This is a genomic window from Paraburkholderia sprentiae WSM5005, from assembly GCF_001865575.2.
Taxonomy (GTDB): domain Bacteria; phylum Pseudomonadota; class Gammaproteobacteria; order Burkholderiales; family Burkholderiaceae; genus Paraburkholderia; species Paraburkholderia sprentiae.
Window position 1 is genome coordinate 539894 of record NZ_CP017562.2, and the last position, 18403, is coordinate 558296.

Genomic DNA, 18403 nt, shown 5'->3' on the forward strand with positions numbered 1-18403 from the left:
ATTGTCGCGATTCAAGAACAATCGCGGAAAGGGATGGACGGCGCCGTGCGATTGCGCAGTGGCCGCGGCATTGGCGCCGCGGCTGGAATTCACTGTTTCACTTACCGCGCGTCATGCGACCCATTCGGTCATCACGGGCGTGTCGAGTGCGGGCGCGGACTCGCGCTCCTCGAACGTGCGCTTCGTACAGGTGGCATCGAGACTGCCGCGTCCGCTCAGCAATGGGCAACGATCGAACAGCTCAGCAATCCAGTCTACGAAAACACGGACTTTCGGCGACAGATGACGACTGTGCGGATAGACTGCCGAAATCGGCATCGGCAAGGGTTTCAACTCCGGCAGTACTTCGACGAGCTGACCCGAGCGCAAATGCGGCAGCACCATGAAGAGCGCCGGCTGGATCAGGCCGAAGCCTTCGAGTCCGCAGGTCACGTAGGCATCCGCGTCGTTGACCGACACGATGCTCTTCATCTTCACTTCCACTTCGCTGCCGTTCACCATGAACGCCCAATCGATCGTGCGTCCCGTGCGGCTCGAGAAGTAGTTGACGGCCTTGTGATTGTCGAGATCTTCGAGCGAGGCGGGCATGCCCGCACGCTTGATGTAGTCGGGTGACGCGCAGGTCACGCCCTCGAACAGACCGATGCGGCGCGCGACCAGCGACGAATCCTGCAGCGCGCCGACCCGCACGACGCAATCGACGCCTTCCTGCAGCAGATCGACGGGCCGGTCGGTCAGGCCCAGTTGCAGATCGATGTCCGGATAGCGGGTGTGGAATTCGCACAGCGAGGGAATCACGAGCAAGCGCCCGATCGAACCCGGCATGTCGATGCGCAGTTTGCCGTGGGGCTTCTTGTTGCCGCTCTGAAAACTCGCCTCGGTCTCCTCGACGTCCGCGAGGATGCGCACGCACCGCTCGTAGTACGCGGCGCCATCGGGCGTGAGCGACAGACGCCGGGTGGTCCGGTGCATCAGCCGGGTGCCGAGAAACGCTTCGAGGTTCTGAATGATCGTAGTAACCGATGCGCGCGGCAGATCGAGCGTTTCGGCTGCACGGGTAAAGCTGTTGGTGTCGACGACACGCGTGAACACTTGCATGGCCTGAAGCCGGTCCATTGCAAACCTCCGAAAGGGGCAGGTGCGCAGGCGGGAATGGAGTCCGCGAAAACAATCGCAACGGGATTGTTCAAAGGCACCGAATTGTGTTGCCGGATTATAGGCATTTATTTACGAGTCTGCCGAACCCACAATTCGCACCATTGAAGTTCTATGCGCATTTGCGCGGCTCGACATGGATGCATTCAAATTGCCTTACCCGCCTGTTTCCACCGGCGTTTTCGCCGAAGACACTGGCGCTGAGGCCAATCACGCAACGCTTGAACTCACCGACGTGGGTATCGATGGTCACGCTCAGCCGATTACGCTGCGCCTGTACCGGCTGACGAAGAAAACCGCGCTGCCGGTACTGCTTTATTTTCACGGCGGCGGCTTTACGAAAGGCTCCATCGAATCCGCCGACTTCGCCGCGCGGTATTTCGCAGAACACTTACCGGCGCTTGTCGTATCGGTCGGCTATTCGCTCGCGCCGCGGTTTCCGTTTCCGGCCGCGCCCGAAGACGCGCATCGCGCGGCGCTGTGGGTCCAGACGCGGGCGCGGGCGTTTGGCGGCAATAGCAGAAAGATCGGCGTGGCGGGCCATGACGCGGGCGGCCAACTCGCCAATTGTCTCGCGTTCATCGCGCGTGATCGTGGCGACGTGCAGATCAGCGCGCAGGCGCTGTTCGGCCCGATGCTCGATCCGAGCCTCACGCGGCTCGGCGACGAGCAGCGCCTCGGTTCGGACATCACCGCGCGCGAGTGCGCCGCGTGTTATCGCGCGTATCTGCCGCAGGCGTCCCAGCGCATCCATCCGTACGCGGCGCCGCTCGAATCGTCGCGGCTCGCCGGCTTGCCGGCCACGCTGATCGCCACCGCGCAGAACGACGTGCTGCACGTCGAGGCCGAGAAGTATGCAAGCAATTTGATCGACGCCGGCGTGCAGACCCAGGTGGTGCGCTTTCCGAGCGTGTCGCACGCGGCGCTCGCCGATCATCCGCCCGCTTTGCAGGAAGCGGTGCGTTTTTTCCAGTGGCGCTTCGATGCGCGCGCTCATCGATAAACAGAAATTCAATCAACGATACCGGGAGCTACACATGACTATCCTTCCTCTTTCCCGCCGCCGCGTGGCGCTTGCCGCGCTAGTGGTCGTCGTTCTTGCCGGGCTTGGCACGTTCGGCGCGATCCGTGTGGATGCGAGCTCGCCAGCCGCGCCGACCATCGTGCCGGAAGTGGACGTGGCGACTGTCGTGCAGAAGACGATCACCGACTGGCAGTCGTATTCGGGCCGTCTCGAAGCCGTCCAGAAAGTGGACGTGCGTTCGCAGGTGCCGGGCACGATCGTGTCGGTCAACTTCAAGGACGGCGCGCTAGTCAAGCAGGGTGACACGCTGTTCGTGATCGATCCGCGCCCGTATGCGGCCGAAGTCGATCGCGCGCAAGCGCAGCTCGCGGCCGCGCAGGCGCGCACCGGTTACACGCAAAGCGACTGGGAACGCGCGCAACGGCTGATCGTCGAAAACGCGATCGCCAAACGCGACTACGACGAGAAGCAGAACGCCGCGCGCGAGGCGAGCGCGAACCTGAAGGCCGCGCAAGCCGCGCTCGAAACCGCGCGCATCAATCTCGGCTACACGAAGATCGTCGCGCCGGTGTCGGGCCGCGTGTCGCGCGCGGAGATCACGGTCGGCAACGTCGTGTCGGCCGGCGCCAGTTCGGCGCCGCTGACGACCCTCGTGTCGGTGTCGCCGATCTACGCGTCGTTCGACGCCGACGAGCAGACCTATCTGCAATACCTGAGCCGCGCGAAGGACGGCGCCAAGGTGCCGGTCGAACTCGGTCTCGCCGATGAATCCGGCTACTCGCGCAGCGGCACGATCGAGTCGGTCGACAACCGGCTCGACACGTCGTCGGGCACCATCCGCGTGCGCGCGAAGTTCGACAACGCGGACGGCGCACTGATTCCGGGCCTCTACGCACGCGTCAAAGTGGGCGGCAGCGCACCGCATCCGGCGCTATTGATCGATGACGCCGCGGTGGGCACCGACCAGGACAAGAAGTTCGTGCTGGTGGTCGACCAGGGCAACCACGTCGTTTATCGCAACATCACGACGGGTTCGATGCAAGGCAATCTGCGCGTCGTCAAGGACGGTCTGAAGCCGGGCGACCGCATCGTCGTCAACGGCGTTCAGCGCGTGCGTCCCGGCGACACGGTACGCGCGCACATGGTGCCGATGACGACCGACGACGACCCGAACAGCGCAGCGCTCGCGCAGTCGCGTGCGAAGGCGGACGCCGGCGCGAAAGGCAATTCGTGAGCCGCGTGCTCCAACGCGCATGCTCCAACGTTAAGAGCTTCCAATGAACATATCCAAATTCTTCATCGATCGCCCGATCTTTGCAGGCGTGCTATCGGTATTGATCCTGCTCGGGGGCATCATCTCGCTGTTCAAGCTGCCCATTTCCGAGTACCCGGAAGTGGTGCCGCCTTCGGTGGTGGTGCACGCACAGTACCCGGGCGCGAATCCGAAGGTCATCGCCGAAGCGGTCGCCGCGCCGCTCGAAGAACAGATCAACGGTGTCGAGAACATGTTGTACATGCAGTCGCAGGCGAATAGCGACGGCAATCTGACGCTGACGGTCACGTTCAAGCTCGGCACCAACCCCGACCTCGCCACGCAGCTCGTGCAGAACCGCGTCAATCAGGCGCTGCCGCGTCTGCCGGAAGACGTGCAGCGGCTCGGCGTGACGACGATCAAGAGTTCGCCGACGCTCACGATGGTCGTGCACCTGATCTCGCCGAACGATCGTTACGACATGACGTATCTGCGCAATTACGCGCTGCTGAACGTGAAGGATCGGCTCGCGCGAATTCAAGGCGTCGGCGAAGTGCAGCTGTGGGGCTCGGGCGACTACGCGATGCGTATCTGGCTCGATCCGCAGAAAGTCGCGCAGCGTGGCCTCACCGCGACCGAAGTCGTCAACGCGATTCGCGAGCAGAACATCCAGGTCGCGGCCGGCGTGATCGGTGCATCGCCGTCGGTGCCTGGCACGCAGTTGCAGTTGTCGGTGAATGCGCGCGGCCGTTTGAAGACCGAGGGCGAATTCGGCGACATCATCGTGAAGACCACGCCCGACGGCGGCGTGACCTATCTGCGCGATATTGCTCGCGTCGAACTCGCGGCGTCGGAGTATGGGCTGCGGTCGCTGCTCGACAACAAGCCCGCGGTTGCGCTGGCGATCAACCAGGCGCCGGGTGCGAACTCGCTCGCGATTTCCGAACAGGTGCGCGCGGCGATGAAGGAACTCGCCGAAGACATGCCGGCCGGCGTCGAGTACCGGATCGTCTATGACCCGACGCAGTTCGTGCGTTCGAGTATCGAGGCGGTGATCCATACGCTGCTCGAAGCGATCGCGCTGGTCGTGATCGTCGTGATCGTGTTCCTGCAGACGTGGCGCGCGTCGATCATTCCGTTGATCGCGGTGCCGGTGTCGATCGTCGGTACCTTCTCGCTGCTGCTCGCGTTCGGCTTTTCGATCAACGCGTTGTCGTTATTCGGCATGGTGCTCGCGATCGGGATCGTCGTCGACGATGCGATCGTCGTGGTGGAGAACGTCGAGCGCAACATCGAAAGCGGGCTGAGTGCGCGCGAGGCGACCTACAAGGCGATGCGCGAAGTGAGCGGGCCGATCATCGCGATTGCGCTGACGCTCGTCGCCGTGTTCGTGCCGCTCGCCTTCATGACGGGTCTCACGGGCCAGTTCTACAAGCAGTTCGCGATGACCATCGCGATCTCGACGGTGATCTCGGCGTTCAATTCGCTGACCCTGTCGCCGGCGTTGTCCGCGCTGCTGCTGCGCAGCCACGGCGAGAAGGAAGACTGGCTGACGCGTGTGATGAACCGTGTGCTCGGCGGCTTCTTCAAGCGTTTCAACAAGGTTTTTCATCGTGGTTCCGAAGCGTATGGCCGTGGTGTGACCGGTGTGCTGCGTCGCAAGGGCGGGATGCTCGCGGTGTACGCGATCCTCGTCGGTGCGACCGTGTTGGTGGCGCGGGTCGTGCCGGGCGGCTTCGTGCCCGCGCAGGACAAGGAGTATCTGATCGCGTTCGCGCAGTTGCCGAACGGTGCGTCGCTCGATCGCACGGAGAAGGTGATCCGCGATATGAGCGCGATCGCGCTGAAGCAGCCGGGCGTCGAAAGCGCGGTGGCCTTCCCTGGCCTGTCGGTGAATGGCTTCACGAATAGTTCGAGCGCGGGCATCGTCTTCGTTACGCTGAAGCCGTTCAAGGAGCGCGGCAACAAGAAGCTCTCGGCAGGCGCGATTGCCGGTGCGTTGAACCAGCAGTACGGCGCGATCAAGGACTCCTTCGTCGCGGTGTTCCCGCCGCCGCCGGTGCTCGGTCTCGGCACCCTCGGCGGCTTCAAGATGCAGCTCGAAGACCACGGCGCGCTCGGCTACGCGGAGCTCAATAAAGCGGCCGAAGCATTCGTGAAGCGCGCGGCGCAAACCCCCGAACTCGGGCCGACCTTCTCCAGCTATCAGATCAACGTACCGCAACTGAACGTCGATCTCGATCGCGTGAAGGCGAAACAGCTCGGCGTGCCGGTCACGGACGTGTTCGACACGATGCAGATCTATCTGGGCTCGCTCTATGTGAACGACTTCAACCGCTTTGGGCGGGTGTATCAGGTGCGCGTGCAGGCGGATGCACCGTTCCGTCAACGCGCCGACGACATCCTGCAACTGAAGACGCGCAACGCGGCGGGCGACATGGTGCCGTTGTCGTCGCTCGTCACGGTGACGCCGACTTACGGACCGGAGATGGTGGTGCGCTACAACGGCTACACGGCGGCCGACATCAACGGCGGCCCCGCGCCCGGCTATTCGTCAGGGCAGGCGCAAGCCGCGGCCGAACGCGTGGCGGCCGAGGTATTGCCGCGCGGCGTGAAGCTCGAATGGACCGACCTGACGTATCAGCAGATCCTTGCCGGCAACGCGGGCATGTGGGTGTTCCCGATCAGCGTGCTGCTGGTGTTCCTCGTGCTCGCGGCGTTGTACGAAAGCCTGACGCTGCCGCTCGCGGTGATCCTGATCGTGCCGATGAGTGTGCTGTCCGCGCTGACCGGCGTGTGGCTCACCGGTGGCGACAACAACATCTTCACGCAGATCGGTTTGATGGTGCTGGTGGGCTTGTCGGCGAAGAACGCGATCCTGATCGTCGAGTTTGCGCGTGAGCTCGAACACGATGGACGCAGCCCGTTGCAGGCGGCAATCGAAGCGAGCCGCCTGCGTCTGCGCCCGATTCTGATGACGTCGATCGCATTCATCATGGGCGTGGTGCCGCTGGTGCTGTCGAGCGGCGCGGGTTCGGAGATGCGTCACGCGATGGGCGTCGCGGTGTTTTTCGGCATGCTCGGCGTCACGCTGTTCGGTCTGATGCTGACGCCGGTGTTCTATGTGGTGCTGCGTTCGCTCGCCGGCGGGACGATTCACGTCGCGCAGAAGGATGCGCCGCGCTATAGCGCGCCGGTTACGGACGCTTGAGGAGAAAACAACAATGAAACGCTTTGAATCTCGCTTTGTATCTTTGCGCGGTTGGGGCCGCGCGGCTGCGAGCGGTTTGCTGGTTGCGCTGCTGGCCGCTTGCTCTGTCGAGCCGACGTACAAGCGTCCCGACGTCGATACGCCGGCGGCGTTCAAGGAAGCGCCCGCGGTGGCGACGTCGGCCGCGGCGGCGTCGGGAGTGACGGCTGGTTCGGCTGCGTCGGCACAAAACGCCGGCACGTGGAAACCGGCCCAGCCCGCCGACGACGCGCTGCGTGGCGAATGGTGGAAGGTGTTCGGTGACCCGCAGCTCGATGCGCTCGAAGAACAGGCCGCCGCCGCGAACCAGGACCTGAAGGCCGCGGCCGCGCGCGTGCAGCAGGCACGCGCGGTCACGCAGGCCGCGAAGTCCGACTGGTTCCCGAAGTTCGACGCGGGCTTCGGCCCGACGCGCGAGCGTGCGTCGGCGGCGTCGCAATTCCAGCCGGACAGCGCGGGCGGCACGACGGGCACGATCTGGCGCGCGCAGGTCGGCGCGTCATATGAAGCGGATCTGTTTGGGCGGGTCAGCTCGAACGTGAATGCGTCGCGCTCGGACGAGCAGCAGAGCGAAGCGCTGTTCCGTTCAGTGCAGCTGTCGTTGCAGGCCGACGTCGCGCAGAACTACTTCCAGTTGCGCGAGCTCGACACGGACCAGGACCTGTATCGCCGCACCGTCGCATTGCGCGAAGACACGCTGAAGCTCGTCGAACGGCGCTTCAGGGAAGGCGATATCAGCGAGCTGGACCTGTCGCGCTCGCGTAACGAGCTCGCGAGCGCGCGTGCCGATGCAGTCGGCGTCGCGCGGCAACGGGCGGCCTCGGAGCACAGCCTCGCGATTCTGCTCGGCAAGCCGCCCGCGAACTTTTCGTTCGCGGAAGCACCGCTCGCGCCGGTGACGGTGCGCGTGCCGCCGGGCTTGCCGTCGGCGCTGCTCGAACGCAGACCGGACATCGCGGCAGCCGAACGCGCGATGCAGGCAGCGAATGCGCGCGTCGGGCTCGCGAAGTCGGCCTTTTTCCCGAAGCTCGACATCACCGGTGCGTTCGGCTTTGAATCGGCGACGCTCGGCGACCTGTTCATGTGGTCGAGCCGCGCGTTCATCCTCGGTCCGTTCGCGGGTACCGCACTGACGATGCCGATCTTCGACGGCGGCCGTCGCAAGGCCAATCTCGCGCAGGCGCGGTCGAAGTACGACGAGGACGTCGCGCAATATCGCCAGCAGGTGCTCGTGGCGTTCCGTGAAGTCGAGGACAATCTCGCCGATCTGCGCTTGCTCGACGATCAGATGCGCGAGCAGAACGACGCAGTCGATGCGTCGCAGCGCGCCGCGCATCTGTCGCGCACGCAGTACACGGAGGGCGCGGTCAGTTACCTCGACGTGATCGATGGCGAGCGGCAGGTGCTGCAGTCGCAATTGCAGGCGAGCCATCTGGCGGGGGTTCAGGCGGTCGCGACCGTGAATCTGATTCGCGCGCTCGGCGGTGGTTGGGGCGATGCGGCGGCGGGGGAGACGGCGGTCGGAGCGGCGCCGGTGCCGGTCGACGTTGCCGGCGGTGCGGCGATGGCTGCACCTGTTTCAGCGCAACAGCAGGTGGCGAAGCGCTGAATTCCGAACCCTGTTAGCAAGCGCTTCATCGACCTCATCACCCACGCCGGGCGGCGCGTAAGCGCCGTCCGGCGTTGTTCAGCGGGACTCTGCCGGAAGTTTCTCGGTACACTCGAGGCGGCTTGCGGCGCCCCAGGCGTCGCGTCGATTCCCCATGAGAGATTTCCGGCTTGCGGTTCAAACTACCGACCAGCGCCACCGCGCCGTTCTGCACCAGTTAAGGTGACCTATGCACTGTCAACAGGATTCGCAACCCAATTTCCTATAGGGCTATATGGACGCGACGACTTCCTATGCCCTGAGTACCGTAAATAACTAGCGTTGTTCGACATCTGGCACGGCCGCTTTATTGACACTCGCGGACGTCTGCAGACACTTAAAGAAAGGCCCCTCTCGGAAGACGAACCGGCCCGCTCTCATCGTTAGCTCGATAGACCAATCGATCGCACGAAGGACCCGTTACGGGACGGGGATGGCCGCGTTCGAGCGAGTCCGGAGCGGCCCGCAGGACGGGCCCGCGCAAGGGTGCATGGCGAACTTCCCGTGTGTTTGCTTGGGAACAGTAAAGAGGGGCAGGATGAGGCGCTGTTTCGTGCCGCCGCGTCTCACCGACCACCGGCTGCTCTCATACAGTACACGGAACGTGGCAGTCAGTACTGCGCTCACGCCTATCGAAGCTCCTCAAACAGTTCGGCATGCAGGCGTCGGTGAGCAGACGTGGAAACTGCTTCGACAACGCCAGCATCGAATCATTCCGGAGCCCGCTGAAAAATGAACTTGGCTGTCATCGCAAGTTCGTCACCCGCAATCAAGCTGAGAAAGAAATCACCGGAATACATCGAAATCTCTTATGACCGGCAGCGCACACAGGCGCGTTTGGACTATCTGTCGCCGGCCGCAATCACGCAGCGATTCCATATTGAGTAAAATCGCTGCTTAACCCGTTGGCGTCCACGGATTCCGACCGACATCAGAAATCAAAACGCTTGCCGATGAAACCGACAAGCTTGCGAAACAGATATCGACAAACGCGAAAGTCGCGCGTGGCGTCATTGCTGGAGACGCCTGAGCGCGGCCGGATGACTAAGCCTTCACTGCCTGGGCCTTGATGCCGACCATCAACGCCAGCCCGCTCAGCACCAGCAAACTCGCGAGAAGGTACACCGCGAGATCCATGCTGCCCGTACTCGTGCGAATCTGGCCGATTACCCATGGGCTGACAATGCCACTCGTGATCCCGATGCTGCTGATAAACGCAATGCCGGATGCCGCAGCCTTGCCGGAAAGATAGCTCGTCGGCACGGACCAGAAGATCGGCAGTGCGGCGAAGATCAATACGGCGGCAAGCGACAGGATCGCTAGCATCGCGGGAAAGCTGTTCAGATGCAGCGTCAGTGCCGCCAGCGCCAGCCCGCCGCCGATCGTGCAAAACGCAAAGTGCTTGCGCCGCTCGCCCGTGCGATCGGAACGACGCGCAATCAAGACGAGACCGATCGCGCCGATCGCGTTCGGCACGACGGTATAGAGACTCACCGACACGACATCCTTGATGCCGAAATCGCGGATCATCAGCGGCATCCAGAAGTTCAACGTGAGCGACGCGCAGGTCAGCGAGAAGTAAATGAACGCGAACAGATAGACGCGCGGATTGAGCAGCGCCGCCGCGAAACTGCGACCGTCGTGCTTGCTGTCCTTCGCCTGGCCTTGCGCGCAGAGTGCAAGGAGCCGGTCCTTTTCTTCCTGGGTGAGCCAGTTCGCGTGGTGCGGCTTGTCCACCAGGTAGCGCCATGTGAGAAACGCGAGGATCACGGCGGGTGCGCCTTCGATTGCGAACATCCATTGCCAGCCGAACAGTCCCATCACGCCGTTCATGTCGCGCATGATCCAGCCGGAAAACAGGCCGCCCAGCACCCCCGCTACCGCGACGCCCGCAAAGAACACGGAGATCACCGCCGCGCGACGATTTGCCGGAAACCAGTAGGTCAGATACAGCACGATGCCGGGGAAGAAGCCTGCCTCGAACACGCCGAGCATGAATCGCAGGATATAGAAGTGCGCCGGCTTCGATACGAACATCATGCACATCGACGCGATGCCCCACAGCAGCATGATGCGCATGAAGGTCTTACGTGCGCCGTATCGGGCGAGCAGGATGTTGCTCGGCACTTCGCACAGCACATAGCCGACGTAGAACACGGCTGCGCCAAGCCCATACATGGCATCGCTGAAGCCGAGATCGTGCTTCATCTGCAATTGCGCAAAACCAATATTGATGCGGTCCAGAAAGGACACGACATAACAGAGAAACAGAAACGGAATGATGCGCCACGCGACCTTCTGAAACATCAGGTGATCGGCCGTGACCGGTGCGACTTGCCGAATGGCGTCGCCATCGAGGGAATGTTGCATGTCTCGCTCCATATACGTTGCGCGTCTGACTGGAGACGAGCAAGCCCGAGGCGTCTGTGCGCCTTCATGTTCTGAACGGTGAGAGGAAAAGCCGGACGGCCTTTCCAGGTGTGCTTCGTGCGATCAGTGCGCGGCGCGTGCCGCGCCCTGTTTCGCGATCAGCCCTGCAGCGCGGCCCACATTTCCTTGTCGCGCTGCGCGGTCCAGATACGCGGATGCGTGATGCCGCTCGCTTCGTCATACGCGCGTGAAACGTCGAACGGCAGGCAGTGTTCGTAGATGAACACCTGGCCGAACTTCGGGTCCATCGCCTTGCGCGTGAGCGCCATCGCGCCCTTCAAATCGAGCTTGTCCTTGTACGCGTCGCGGCCGGCTTGCAGCAGCGTCGTCACGAAGTCTTTTGTGTAGTCGAGGCCCTTGTTCACGTCAGCCGGATTGAGCAGCGCGGGGCCGCGTCCCGGCACGAGCTTGTCCGCATTAAGCGCGCGCAATGCCTCGAGCGTCGCGGGCCATTGTTCGAGTTGCGCGTCGCCGCAATAGCAGGCAGCGTCGTATTCGACGAGGTCGCCGGAAAACAGCACCTTCTGCGATGGCAGCCACACCACCGTGTCGCCCTTCGTATGACCGGCACCCAGATGTGCGATGCGCACTTCGAGCTTGCCGAGGAACAGCGTGATTTCCTTTTCGAACACGAGAGTCGGCCACGTCAGACCGGGAACGGTTTCGACGCCCGCAAACAGACGCGGAAAGCGCTCGATTTCCGATTTCATATCGGCTTCGCCGCGCTCGACGATCATTTCGTAGGTGCCGCGGCTCGCGATCACCTGCTGCGCGCCTTCGTTGAAATACGCCGACGCGCCGAGCACACGCACCGCGTGATAGTGCGACAGCACGACGTATTTGATGGGCTTGTCGGTCACGCTGCGGATCTTCGCGATCAGGTCTTGCGCCATTGCGGGCGTGGCGGTGGTGTCGACGATCAGCACGCTGTCGTCGCCAATGATGACGCCAGAATTCGGGTCGCCCTCGGCCGTATACGCATAGGCGTTTTCGGACAATTGGGTCCACGTGATTTTCTTTTCTTCCAGGTCGGCCTGGGATGCAAAAGCCTTTGCCATGTATGTCTCCGTTATACGACTCGTTGGGGATGAGCCATGGTCGTCGCCACGCAAAAATTTGTCAATAGCAAATCAACTTGCCTTTCACTAACGTAGGGTAAACTCCCGTGTGTCGGGGCAAGGGGCTCAATCGGATACCATCTATCCCTTCCATTGCGAGGCACCGAATTGGTCAAATCCGCTGCGGACGAAAGTCCCGGTCATACGACGGCTGACGCCTCGGTCGAGAAGAAGCAACGCGGCATTCAAAGCGTCGAGGTAGGCGGGCGTCTGCTCGAAGCGCTGGCGCGGCATCGCGTGCCGCTCGGCCTGACCGAACTGGCGGGCGAGGCGCAACTGCCTTCCGCGCAGGCCCACACGTATCTGGTGAGCCTGACGCGTCTTGGCCTCGTCAAGCGCGACGCGCTGACGGGCAATTACGAGCTGGGCCCGCTGTCGTTGCGGCTCGGGCTCATGCATATTGAACAGCAACCGGTGTACCGGATCGCCGCATCGTATGCGCCAGCGCTCGCCGAACGGATTGGTTTCAGCGTGGCGATCTGCGTGGCAGGCGCGCAAGGGCCGACCATCGTGAGATATGAGCGCGGCGGTTTTCCGCTGCATGTGAATCTGCATATCGGCACGGTGATGTCGCTCGAAGCCACGTCCACGGGCCGCATCTTCTGTGCTTTTTACGCGCGCGAGCAGGTCGGCCAGATGGCGCGGAGTCAGGCGCTCGCGCCCGATGCATCGTCGCCGGGTGACAACTCGGCCAGGACACCGGTGGTCGATGCGCAATGGTCCAAGCGCTTCGACGCCATTCGCGCACGCGGGATAGAGCGCGGCATCGACGTGCCGAGTCCGGGCATCAGCAGCCTGAGCGTGCCGGTGTTCGACGCGCAGCAGCGAATGCAGCTTGCGTTGACGGCAATTGGCTCCTCGGGATCGATCGACGTCGGCTGGGACGGCGAGGTGGCTCGCCAGTTGATCGAAACCACCCGGCAAATCACCGAAGCGCTCGTCGCCTCGAATTGAAACCATGCAGACTGCCACTCCGGACACGTCCGGTTTCAACGTGACTCAAACCAGCGATCCGAAAGTGCAGCGCGGCATCAGCGCGCTCGACAGCACGGGCGAACTGTTGCTCGCGCTGGTTTCGGCAGGTCGCCCGCTGTCGTGGCGCTTTGGCTGGATCGGCGGCTGACTTTGCGACCCTGCAATTGACTCCGCGACCGGCTGTGCGGCTGATGCCGACGCGCGGCGCGTGGTTAAGCGGAGTGGGGCGGCGGCTCGGCATCGGGTTGCAAGGACGGCTCGGCGGCAGCGAAAGCGGGAAGGCTCATCGCGTGACCGGCGATCCTGACTATCGTCGGATAGGCGTCGAGCGGCACGTCGAAGCGCCGCGCGTTCCAGACCTGCGGCACGAGGCAGAGGTCCGCGAGCGTCGGCGTATCGCCGAACACGAGCGTGGCGACGCGCGGATCGACCGACAGCCGCTTCTCCAGCGAAGCGAAGCCAAGCTCGATCCAGTGCCGATACCACGCGCTCCTCTGCTCGTCCGTGATACCGAGCGTGCCGCTCAGATACTTCAGCACGCGCAGGTTATTCACCGGATGAATGTCGCATGCCACCTGCAACGCCACGGAGCGCACATACGCGCGATCCAGCGCGATGCGAGGCAACAGCGGTGGCTCCGGATATACCTCGTCCAGATAGTCGATGATCGCAAGCGATTGCGTGAGCACATGCGTCTGATCGCCAACGCTATGCGTCAGCGACGGTACGAGCCCATCGGGATTGATCGCACGATATGCGGGCTTCAGATGCTCGCCGCCGTCGCGCACCAGATGGACCGGCGACTGGTCGAACGGAATCGCTTTCAACGCCAGCGCGATCCGCACCCGATACGACGCCGAGCTGCGGAAATAGCCATGCAGCGTGGGATCGCTCATGCAAGCTCCGGCGCGGGCAGGATCTTCCCAGAGCATGTGCCGAAGCCGACGCGATAGCCGTCGCCCTGGCACCATCCGCGTATCGCCACTTCGTCGCCGTCCTGAAGGAACGCGCGCGTGTTGCCGGAAGGCAGCGCGAGCGGGCGCTGGCCGTTCCACGTCGATTCCAGCAGCGAGCCGCACGAATCCGGCGTTGCGCCGCTGATCGTTCCCGAGCCCATCAGGTCGCCGACCCGAAGGTTGCAGCCGGAAGCGGTGTGATGCGCGAGTTGCTGCGCCATCGTCCAGTACATGTATTTGAAGTTGGTGCGGCAAATCGTAGACGTCTCGGGTTCGCCCGCGCCGTGCAGATGGACTTCGAGTTGAATATCGAAGCCGTGTCTTCCTGCGTGACGCAGATACGGCAGCGGTTGCGGCGACTGTTCCGGCTGTGCGCAGCGGAATGGGTCGAGCGCGTCGAGCGTCACGATCCACGGCGAAATCGTGGTGGCAAAGCCTTTCGAATTGAACGGTCCGAGCGGCACGTATTCCCACTGCTGGATGTCGCGGGCGCTCCAGTCGTTGAGCAGCACCATGCCGAAGATATGTGCCTCAGCCTGTTCGCATGCAACCGGCTCGCCGAGCGTCGTATTCGTGCCGACGATAAAACCCGTCTCCAGTTCGATATCGAGCTTGCGGCACGGGCTGTAAATCGGGCGATCGCTGTCGGGCGTCTTGATCTGGCCGTTGGGTCGCCTGACGGGCGTTTCGCTGACGACCACCGACGACGCGCGGCCGTTATAACCAATCGGGATTTCGAGCCAGTTAGGCAGAAGGGCGTTCTTCGGATCGCGGAACATCGAGCCGACGTTGGTCGCATGTTCCTTCGACGAATAGAAATCCGTATAGCCCGGAATCTCGACGGGCAGATGCATCCGGGCATCGGCTTGCGCGACCAGCGCCTTCTCGCGCAGCGAAGCGTCGTCGCGCAACGAGGCCGTGTTCGCATCGAGCAGCGACGACAGCTGCGCGCGCACTGCGCGCCACTGCGCCTGTCCGAGCCCGATAAAGCGGTTCAGCGACGCACACGCGAACACGTCAGGGCCTGATGGCAGCAGCCCGTTATCCGCAAGTGCGGCGAGATCGACGATGCGATCGCCAATCGCGACACCGACCCGCGGCGTCGCATTGTGGTTGTCACTGAACACGCCGAACGGCAGGTTCTGGATCGGAAAGTCGCTGGCTGGATCGTTTGCAGATTCGACCCAGCTTTTACGGCGCGGATCGTTGGCCGCTTGCCACGTCATCGAAGTGGGATTCGTCATGCCTGTGTCTCCAGCTTGAAGTTTTTCCGCAGACCTTGCCAGCATTCGAAATACTCGGCCTGCAATTGCGAGGTTTCCAGTGCGAACGCAGTCGGGCGAATCACGCGCGGCGTCTCGAACATGAATGCGAGCGTGTTGTCCACCTTATGCGGTTGGGTCGTGTCCGATGCCGATGCTTTGCGGAACGTCTCCGCATCCGGCCCATGCCCGGACATGCAGTTATGCAGACTTGCACCGCCCGGCACGAAGCCTTCTTCCTTTGCGTCATACGCGCCGTGCACGAGTCCCATGAACTCGCTTGCGACATTGCGATGGAACCAGGGTGGGCGGAACGTATCTTCCGCGACCAGCCAGCGCGGCGGGAAAATCACGAAGTCGAGCGAGTGCACGCCTTCCGTATCGCTCGGCGATTGCAGCACGAGGAAGATGGACGGATCGGGATGGTCGTAGCTGATCGAGCCGATCGTATTGAAGTGCCGCAAATCGTATTTGTATGGCGCATAGTTGCCATGCCACGCCACCACATCGAGCGGCGAATGCCCGATATCCGCGCGCCAAAGATGACCGTCGAATTTTGCGACCAGTTCGAACCGGCCTTCGCGATCTTCGAAAGCCGCATGAGGCGTCAGGAAGTCGCGCGGATTCGCGAGGCCGTTGGAGCCAATCGGTCCCAGGTCCGGCAGCGCGAGCAACGCGCCGAAGTTTTCGCATACGTAGCCGCGCGCCTCGCCATCCGGCAGCGCAACCGAAAAACGTACGCCGCGCGGAATCACCGCAATCTCGAACGGCTCGACATCGAGTACGCCGAGTTCGGTCGCAATCGTCAGGCGGCCTCGCTGCGGCACGATCAGGAATTCGCCGTCGGCGGAATAGAAGAAGCGCTCATGCATCGATGCGGTGGCTGCGTACAGATGAATCGCGCAGCCGCTCATCGACGCCACCGATCCATTGCCCGCCATCGTCACCAGCGAATCGACGAAGTCCACCGGACCATCGGGCATCGGCAGCGGGTCCCAACGCAACTGGTTGGGCGGCGTCGTCGGCACCGTCAAAAAGTCGCCAACCAGCCGGTCGTTCGACAGCCGTGTGAACGGCTTGTGAACGGCGGCCGGACGAATCCGGTAGAGCCACGAACGGCGGTTGTGTGCGCGCGGCGCGGTGAACGCGGTGCCCGACAACTGCTCGGCGTACAGCCCTCTTGCGACCTGCTGCGGCGAGTTGCGGCCCACGGGCAGCACGCCCGGCAAGGCTTCGGTGGCGAACTCGTTGCCAAATCCGGACTGGTATCGGTCGTCCGACACCCGTGTCAGTCCATGTGTGTTTTCCGGCATCTGCTTCTCCGTGGAACGGGAAATGTTGGATCAGTGCGGCTATTGCGGCGCGGCGTCGTTATCGGACGCGACGCCCGCGCGGGCGATGGCGAGCGCCTCGGCCAGCACGCTGGCATCGCCGATATGGTTGGCGAGCAGCAGCACCAGCTTCGCGTTCATGAAATGACTTTGTTGGTCGGTCAGACCGTTGTGCGCGTCGATCAGTTTTTCGTAGAACGCGTCAGGGTCGGCGATATTGGTTTCGATATTCAGCGTGGTCATGATGGTCATCCGTTGCACGTAGCGCGATTGACGGCTTTCGCGACCGATCCGCCGTCGAACGCGCGCCAGCGTGCGCAGACATGCTGATCGGGTCGCAGCAGATAGAACGTGCCGGGACGCGCATCGAAGCGATGCGTGACGATGCCCTCCACGTCTTCGACCACGGTGATGCCAGGCATACCCGGCAAGGCCGTCGCCGCAGCGCCGCGCGGCACGACGATCACCGTGCGCACCGGAACCGCGAGCCGGGCGAGCGCGGCAAGCTGTTCGGCACACGCCGAAAGATCGTCTCCATGGCCGCAGAAATGCACGCCCGTAAAGCCGCCGTGGCCCGTCTGGTTGAGGAACCACGCGTCGTCGCCTTGCACCTTCACGGGCGCGTCCGTGCAGACCGCGCCGGGCACCATCGTGCAGGAGAACGCGGCGTCAGCGGCGTCGGGCGTGTTCAGCGTCGAGTCGCGCAACACGGCGGGAATCGACAGTCGCCCGCTATTGACGATGCGTCGCGCGAACGGGCAGTCTTTCGCGAGCTCGAGCGTCGCATCGCGGAACATCCGCGAGATCGCGCTTTTTGGCGTGATGAAGTCCGTTGCGCGTGACGAGTTCAGGATGTTTTCATCGGCCGCGTATTCGCGCTCCGATGCATAGGTGTCGAGCAATGAAGGCGGCGCGTCGCCGTTGACCACCAGCCGCAACTTCCACGCGAGGTTGTCGGCGTCCTGCACGCCGCTATTCGCGCCGCGTGCGCCGAACGGCGACATGCCGTGCGCCGCATCGCCCGCGAACAGCACCCGACCGTGCCGAAAGCTGTCCATGCGCAGACACGAGAACGTGTAGACGCTGACCCATTCGAGTTCGAACTCCGTGTCTTCGCCCAGCAATGCCTTCACGCGCGGAATCACTTTCTCCGGCTGCTTTTCCGCAACCGGGTCGGCGTCCCAGCCGAGCTGGAAATCGATGCGCCAGACGTTGTCGGGCTGACGATGCAGCAACACCGACTGATTGCGGTGAAACGGCGGATCGAACCAGAACCAGCGCTCGCTCGGAAACGGCGCCTTCATCTTGACGTCGGCGATCAGGAAGCGGTCCTTGAACGTACGGCCACGACTATCGAGACCGAGCGCCTTGCGCACCGCGCTGCGGGAGCCATCGGCGGCAATCGCGTATTGCGCGCGCATCGGGTAGACGCCGTCGGGGGTTTCGACCTGCAATTCGACATAGCCGTCGTGCTGGGTCAGACCGATGACGTTGCTTTTCCAGCGCATCTGCAGATTGGCCGTCTGCCGTGCGCGCCCGGCCAGATAGCCTTCGACGTAGTACTGCTGCAAGTTGATGAAGGCGGGGCGGGCGTGTCCCGTTTCGGGCAGCAGATTGAACGTGTAGATCAGTTCGTCCTGCAGGAACACCTTGCCGACTTTCCAGCTCACGCCTTTGTCCACCATCTGCGCGCCACAGCCGAGGCGGTCGAAAATTTCCAGCGTCCGCTTGGCGAAACAGATGGCGCGCGAGCCGCTCGACAGCGTGTCGTCGTTATCGACGAGCACGGTACGCACGCCCTGCTGCGCAAGATCGATCGCGGCGCTCAGCCCGACAGGGCCCGCTCCGATCACGACGACCGGATAGGTAGTGGGCGTCGCGGCGTCGTGGTCGGCGGCTCGCTCGTAGTCGAACCGCATCGTTTGATAATCGATTTGCATCGTGTCTCCGTGTGCTGCGCGTCGGATTTATTAATCTATAGCAAGTATCATTGCTCCTTGCT

12 protein-coding genes and 2 pseudogenes are annotated in these 18403 nt (G+C 63.0%); 6 read left to right on the forward strand and 8 right to left on the reverse strand.

Annotation, left to right across the window (positions count from 1 at the left end; all coding sequences use genetic code 11):
• Window positions 1-111 precede the first annotated feature (111 nt).
• Window positions 112-1116: a LysR family transcriptional regulator gene (locus BJG93_RS19230; protein WP_027195895.1), complete on the reverse strand. Its 1005-nt coding sequence runs from the start codon at window positions 1114-1116 to the stop codon at window positions 112-114.
• A gap of 175 nt (window positions 1117-1291) precedes the next feature.
• On the opposite strand from BJG93_RS19230, the gene BJG93_RS19235 reads away from it, so the two are divergent.
• The 5 genes and pseudogenes from BJG93_RS19235 to BJG93_RS19255 form a co-directional block, all read left to right on the forward strand.
• Window positions 1292-2158, forward strand: coding sequence for an alpha/beta hydrolase (locus BJG93_RS19235; RefSeq protein WP_027195896.1), 867 nt, complete (start codon window positions 1292-1294; stop codon window positions 2156-2158).
• A gap of 34 nt (window positions 2159-2192) precedes the next feature.
• Complete coding sequence (locus BJG93_RS19240) at window positions 2193-3413, forward strand: efflux RND transporter periplasmic adaptor subunit (protein ID WP_027195897.1); 1221 nt, start codon at window positions 2193-2195, stop codon at window positions 3411-3413.
• Window positions 3414-3456: 43 nt separating this feature from the next.
• The gene (locus BJG93_RS19245) at window positions 3457-6642 is read left to right on the forward strand and encodes an efflux RND transporter permease subunit (protein ID WP_027195898.1); all 3186 of its coding nucleotides are present in this window, start codon (window positions 3457-3459) and stop codon (window positions 6640-6642) included.
• Window positions 6643-6655: 13 nt separating this feature from the next.
• On the forward strand, window positions 6656-8290 hold the full coding sequence (locus BJG93_RS19250) for an efflux transporter outer membrane subunit (protein WP_027195899.1): 1635 nt from the start codon (window positions 6656-6658) through the stop codon (window positions 8288-8290).
• A gap of 579 nt (window positions 8291-8869) precedes the next feature.
• A pseudogene (locus BJG93_RS19255) lies at window positions 8870-9217 on the forward strand (IS3 family transposase); the annotation flags it as partial.
• Between the two features lie 156 nt (window positions 9218-9373).
• Here BJG93_RS19255 and BJG93_RS19260 read toward each other — a convergent pair.
• A complete protein-coding gene (locus BJG93_RS19260) occupies window positions 9374-10699 on the reverse strand; it encodes an MFS transporter (RefSeq protein ID WP_027195900.1) in 1326 nt (441 codons plus the stop codon).
• Window positions 10700-10857: 158 nt separating this feature from the next.
• Window positions 10858-11817, reverse strand: coding sequence for an MBL fold metallo-hydrolase (locus BJG93_RS19265; RefSeq protein WP_027195901.1), 960 nt, complete (start codon window positions 11815-11817; stop codon window positions 10858-10860).
• A gap of 168 nt (window positions 11818-11985) precedes the next feature.
• On the opposite strand from BJG93_RS19265, the pseudogene BJG93_RS19270 reads away from it, so the two are divergent.
• A pseudogene (locus BJG93_RS19270) lies at window positions 11986-12979 on the forward strand (IclR family transcriptional regulator); the annotation flags it as partial.
• 85 nt (window positions 12980-13064) lie between these two features.
• On the opposite strand, the gene maiA reads toward BJG93_RS19270, so the two are convergent.
• From maiA to BJG93_RS19295, 5 genes are read right to left on the reverse strand one after another with little or no spacing between them, the layout of a single operon-like run.
• Window positions 13065-13748 carry a maleylacetoacetate isomerase gene (maiA, locus tag BJG93_RS19275; protein ID WP_027195902.1) on the reverse strand — a complete coding sequence of 228 codons (684 nt, stop codon included), beginning with the start codon at window positions 13746-13748 and terminating at the stop codon, window positions 13065-13067.
• Window positions 13745-15052: a fumarylacetoacetase gene (fahA, locus tag BJG93_RS19280; RefSeq protein WP_027195903.1), complete on the reverse strand. Its 1308-nt coding sequence runs from the start codon at window positions 15050-15052 to the stop codon at window positions 13745-13747. Before fahA ends, maiA begins: the two co-directional genes overlap by 4 nt.
• Entirely contained in the window at window positions 15049-16383 is a 1335-nt protein-coding gene (gene hmgA / locus BJG93_RS19285; RefSeq protein WP_034478224.1) for a homogentisate 1,2-dioxygenase, read from the reverse strand. Before hmgA ends, fahA begins: the two co-directional genes overlap by 4 nt.
• A 39-nt stretch (window positions 16384-16422) precedes the next feature.
• Window positions 16423-16644 (reverse strand): DUF2783 domain-containing protein, encoded by a 222-nt coding sequence (locus BJG93_RS19290; protein ID WP_027195905.1) that lies wholly within the window; start codon window positions 16642-16644, stop codon window positions 16423-16425.
• A 5-nt stretch (window positions 16645-16649) separates the two neighbouring features.
• Window positions 16650-18341 carry an FAD-dependent oxidoreductase gene (locus BJG93_RS19295; RefSeq protein ID WP_027195906.1) on the reverse strand — a complete coding sequence of 564 codons (1692 nt, stop codon included), beginning with the start codon at window positions 18339-18341 and terminating at the stop codon, window positions 16650-16652.
• Between the last annotated feature and the right edge of the window lie 62 nt (window positions 18342-18403).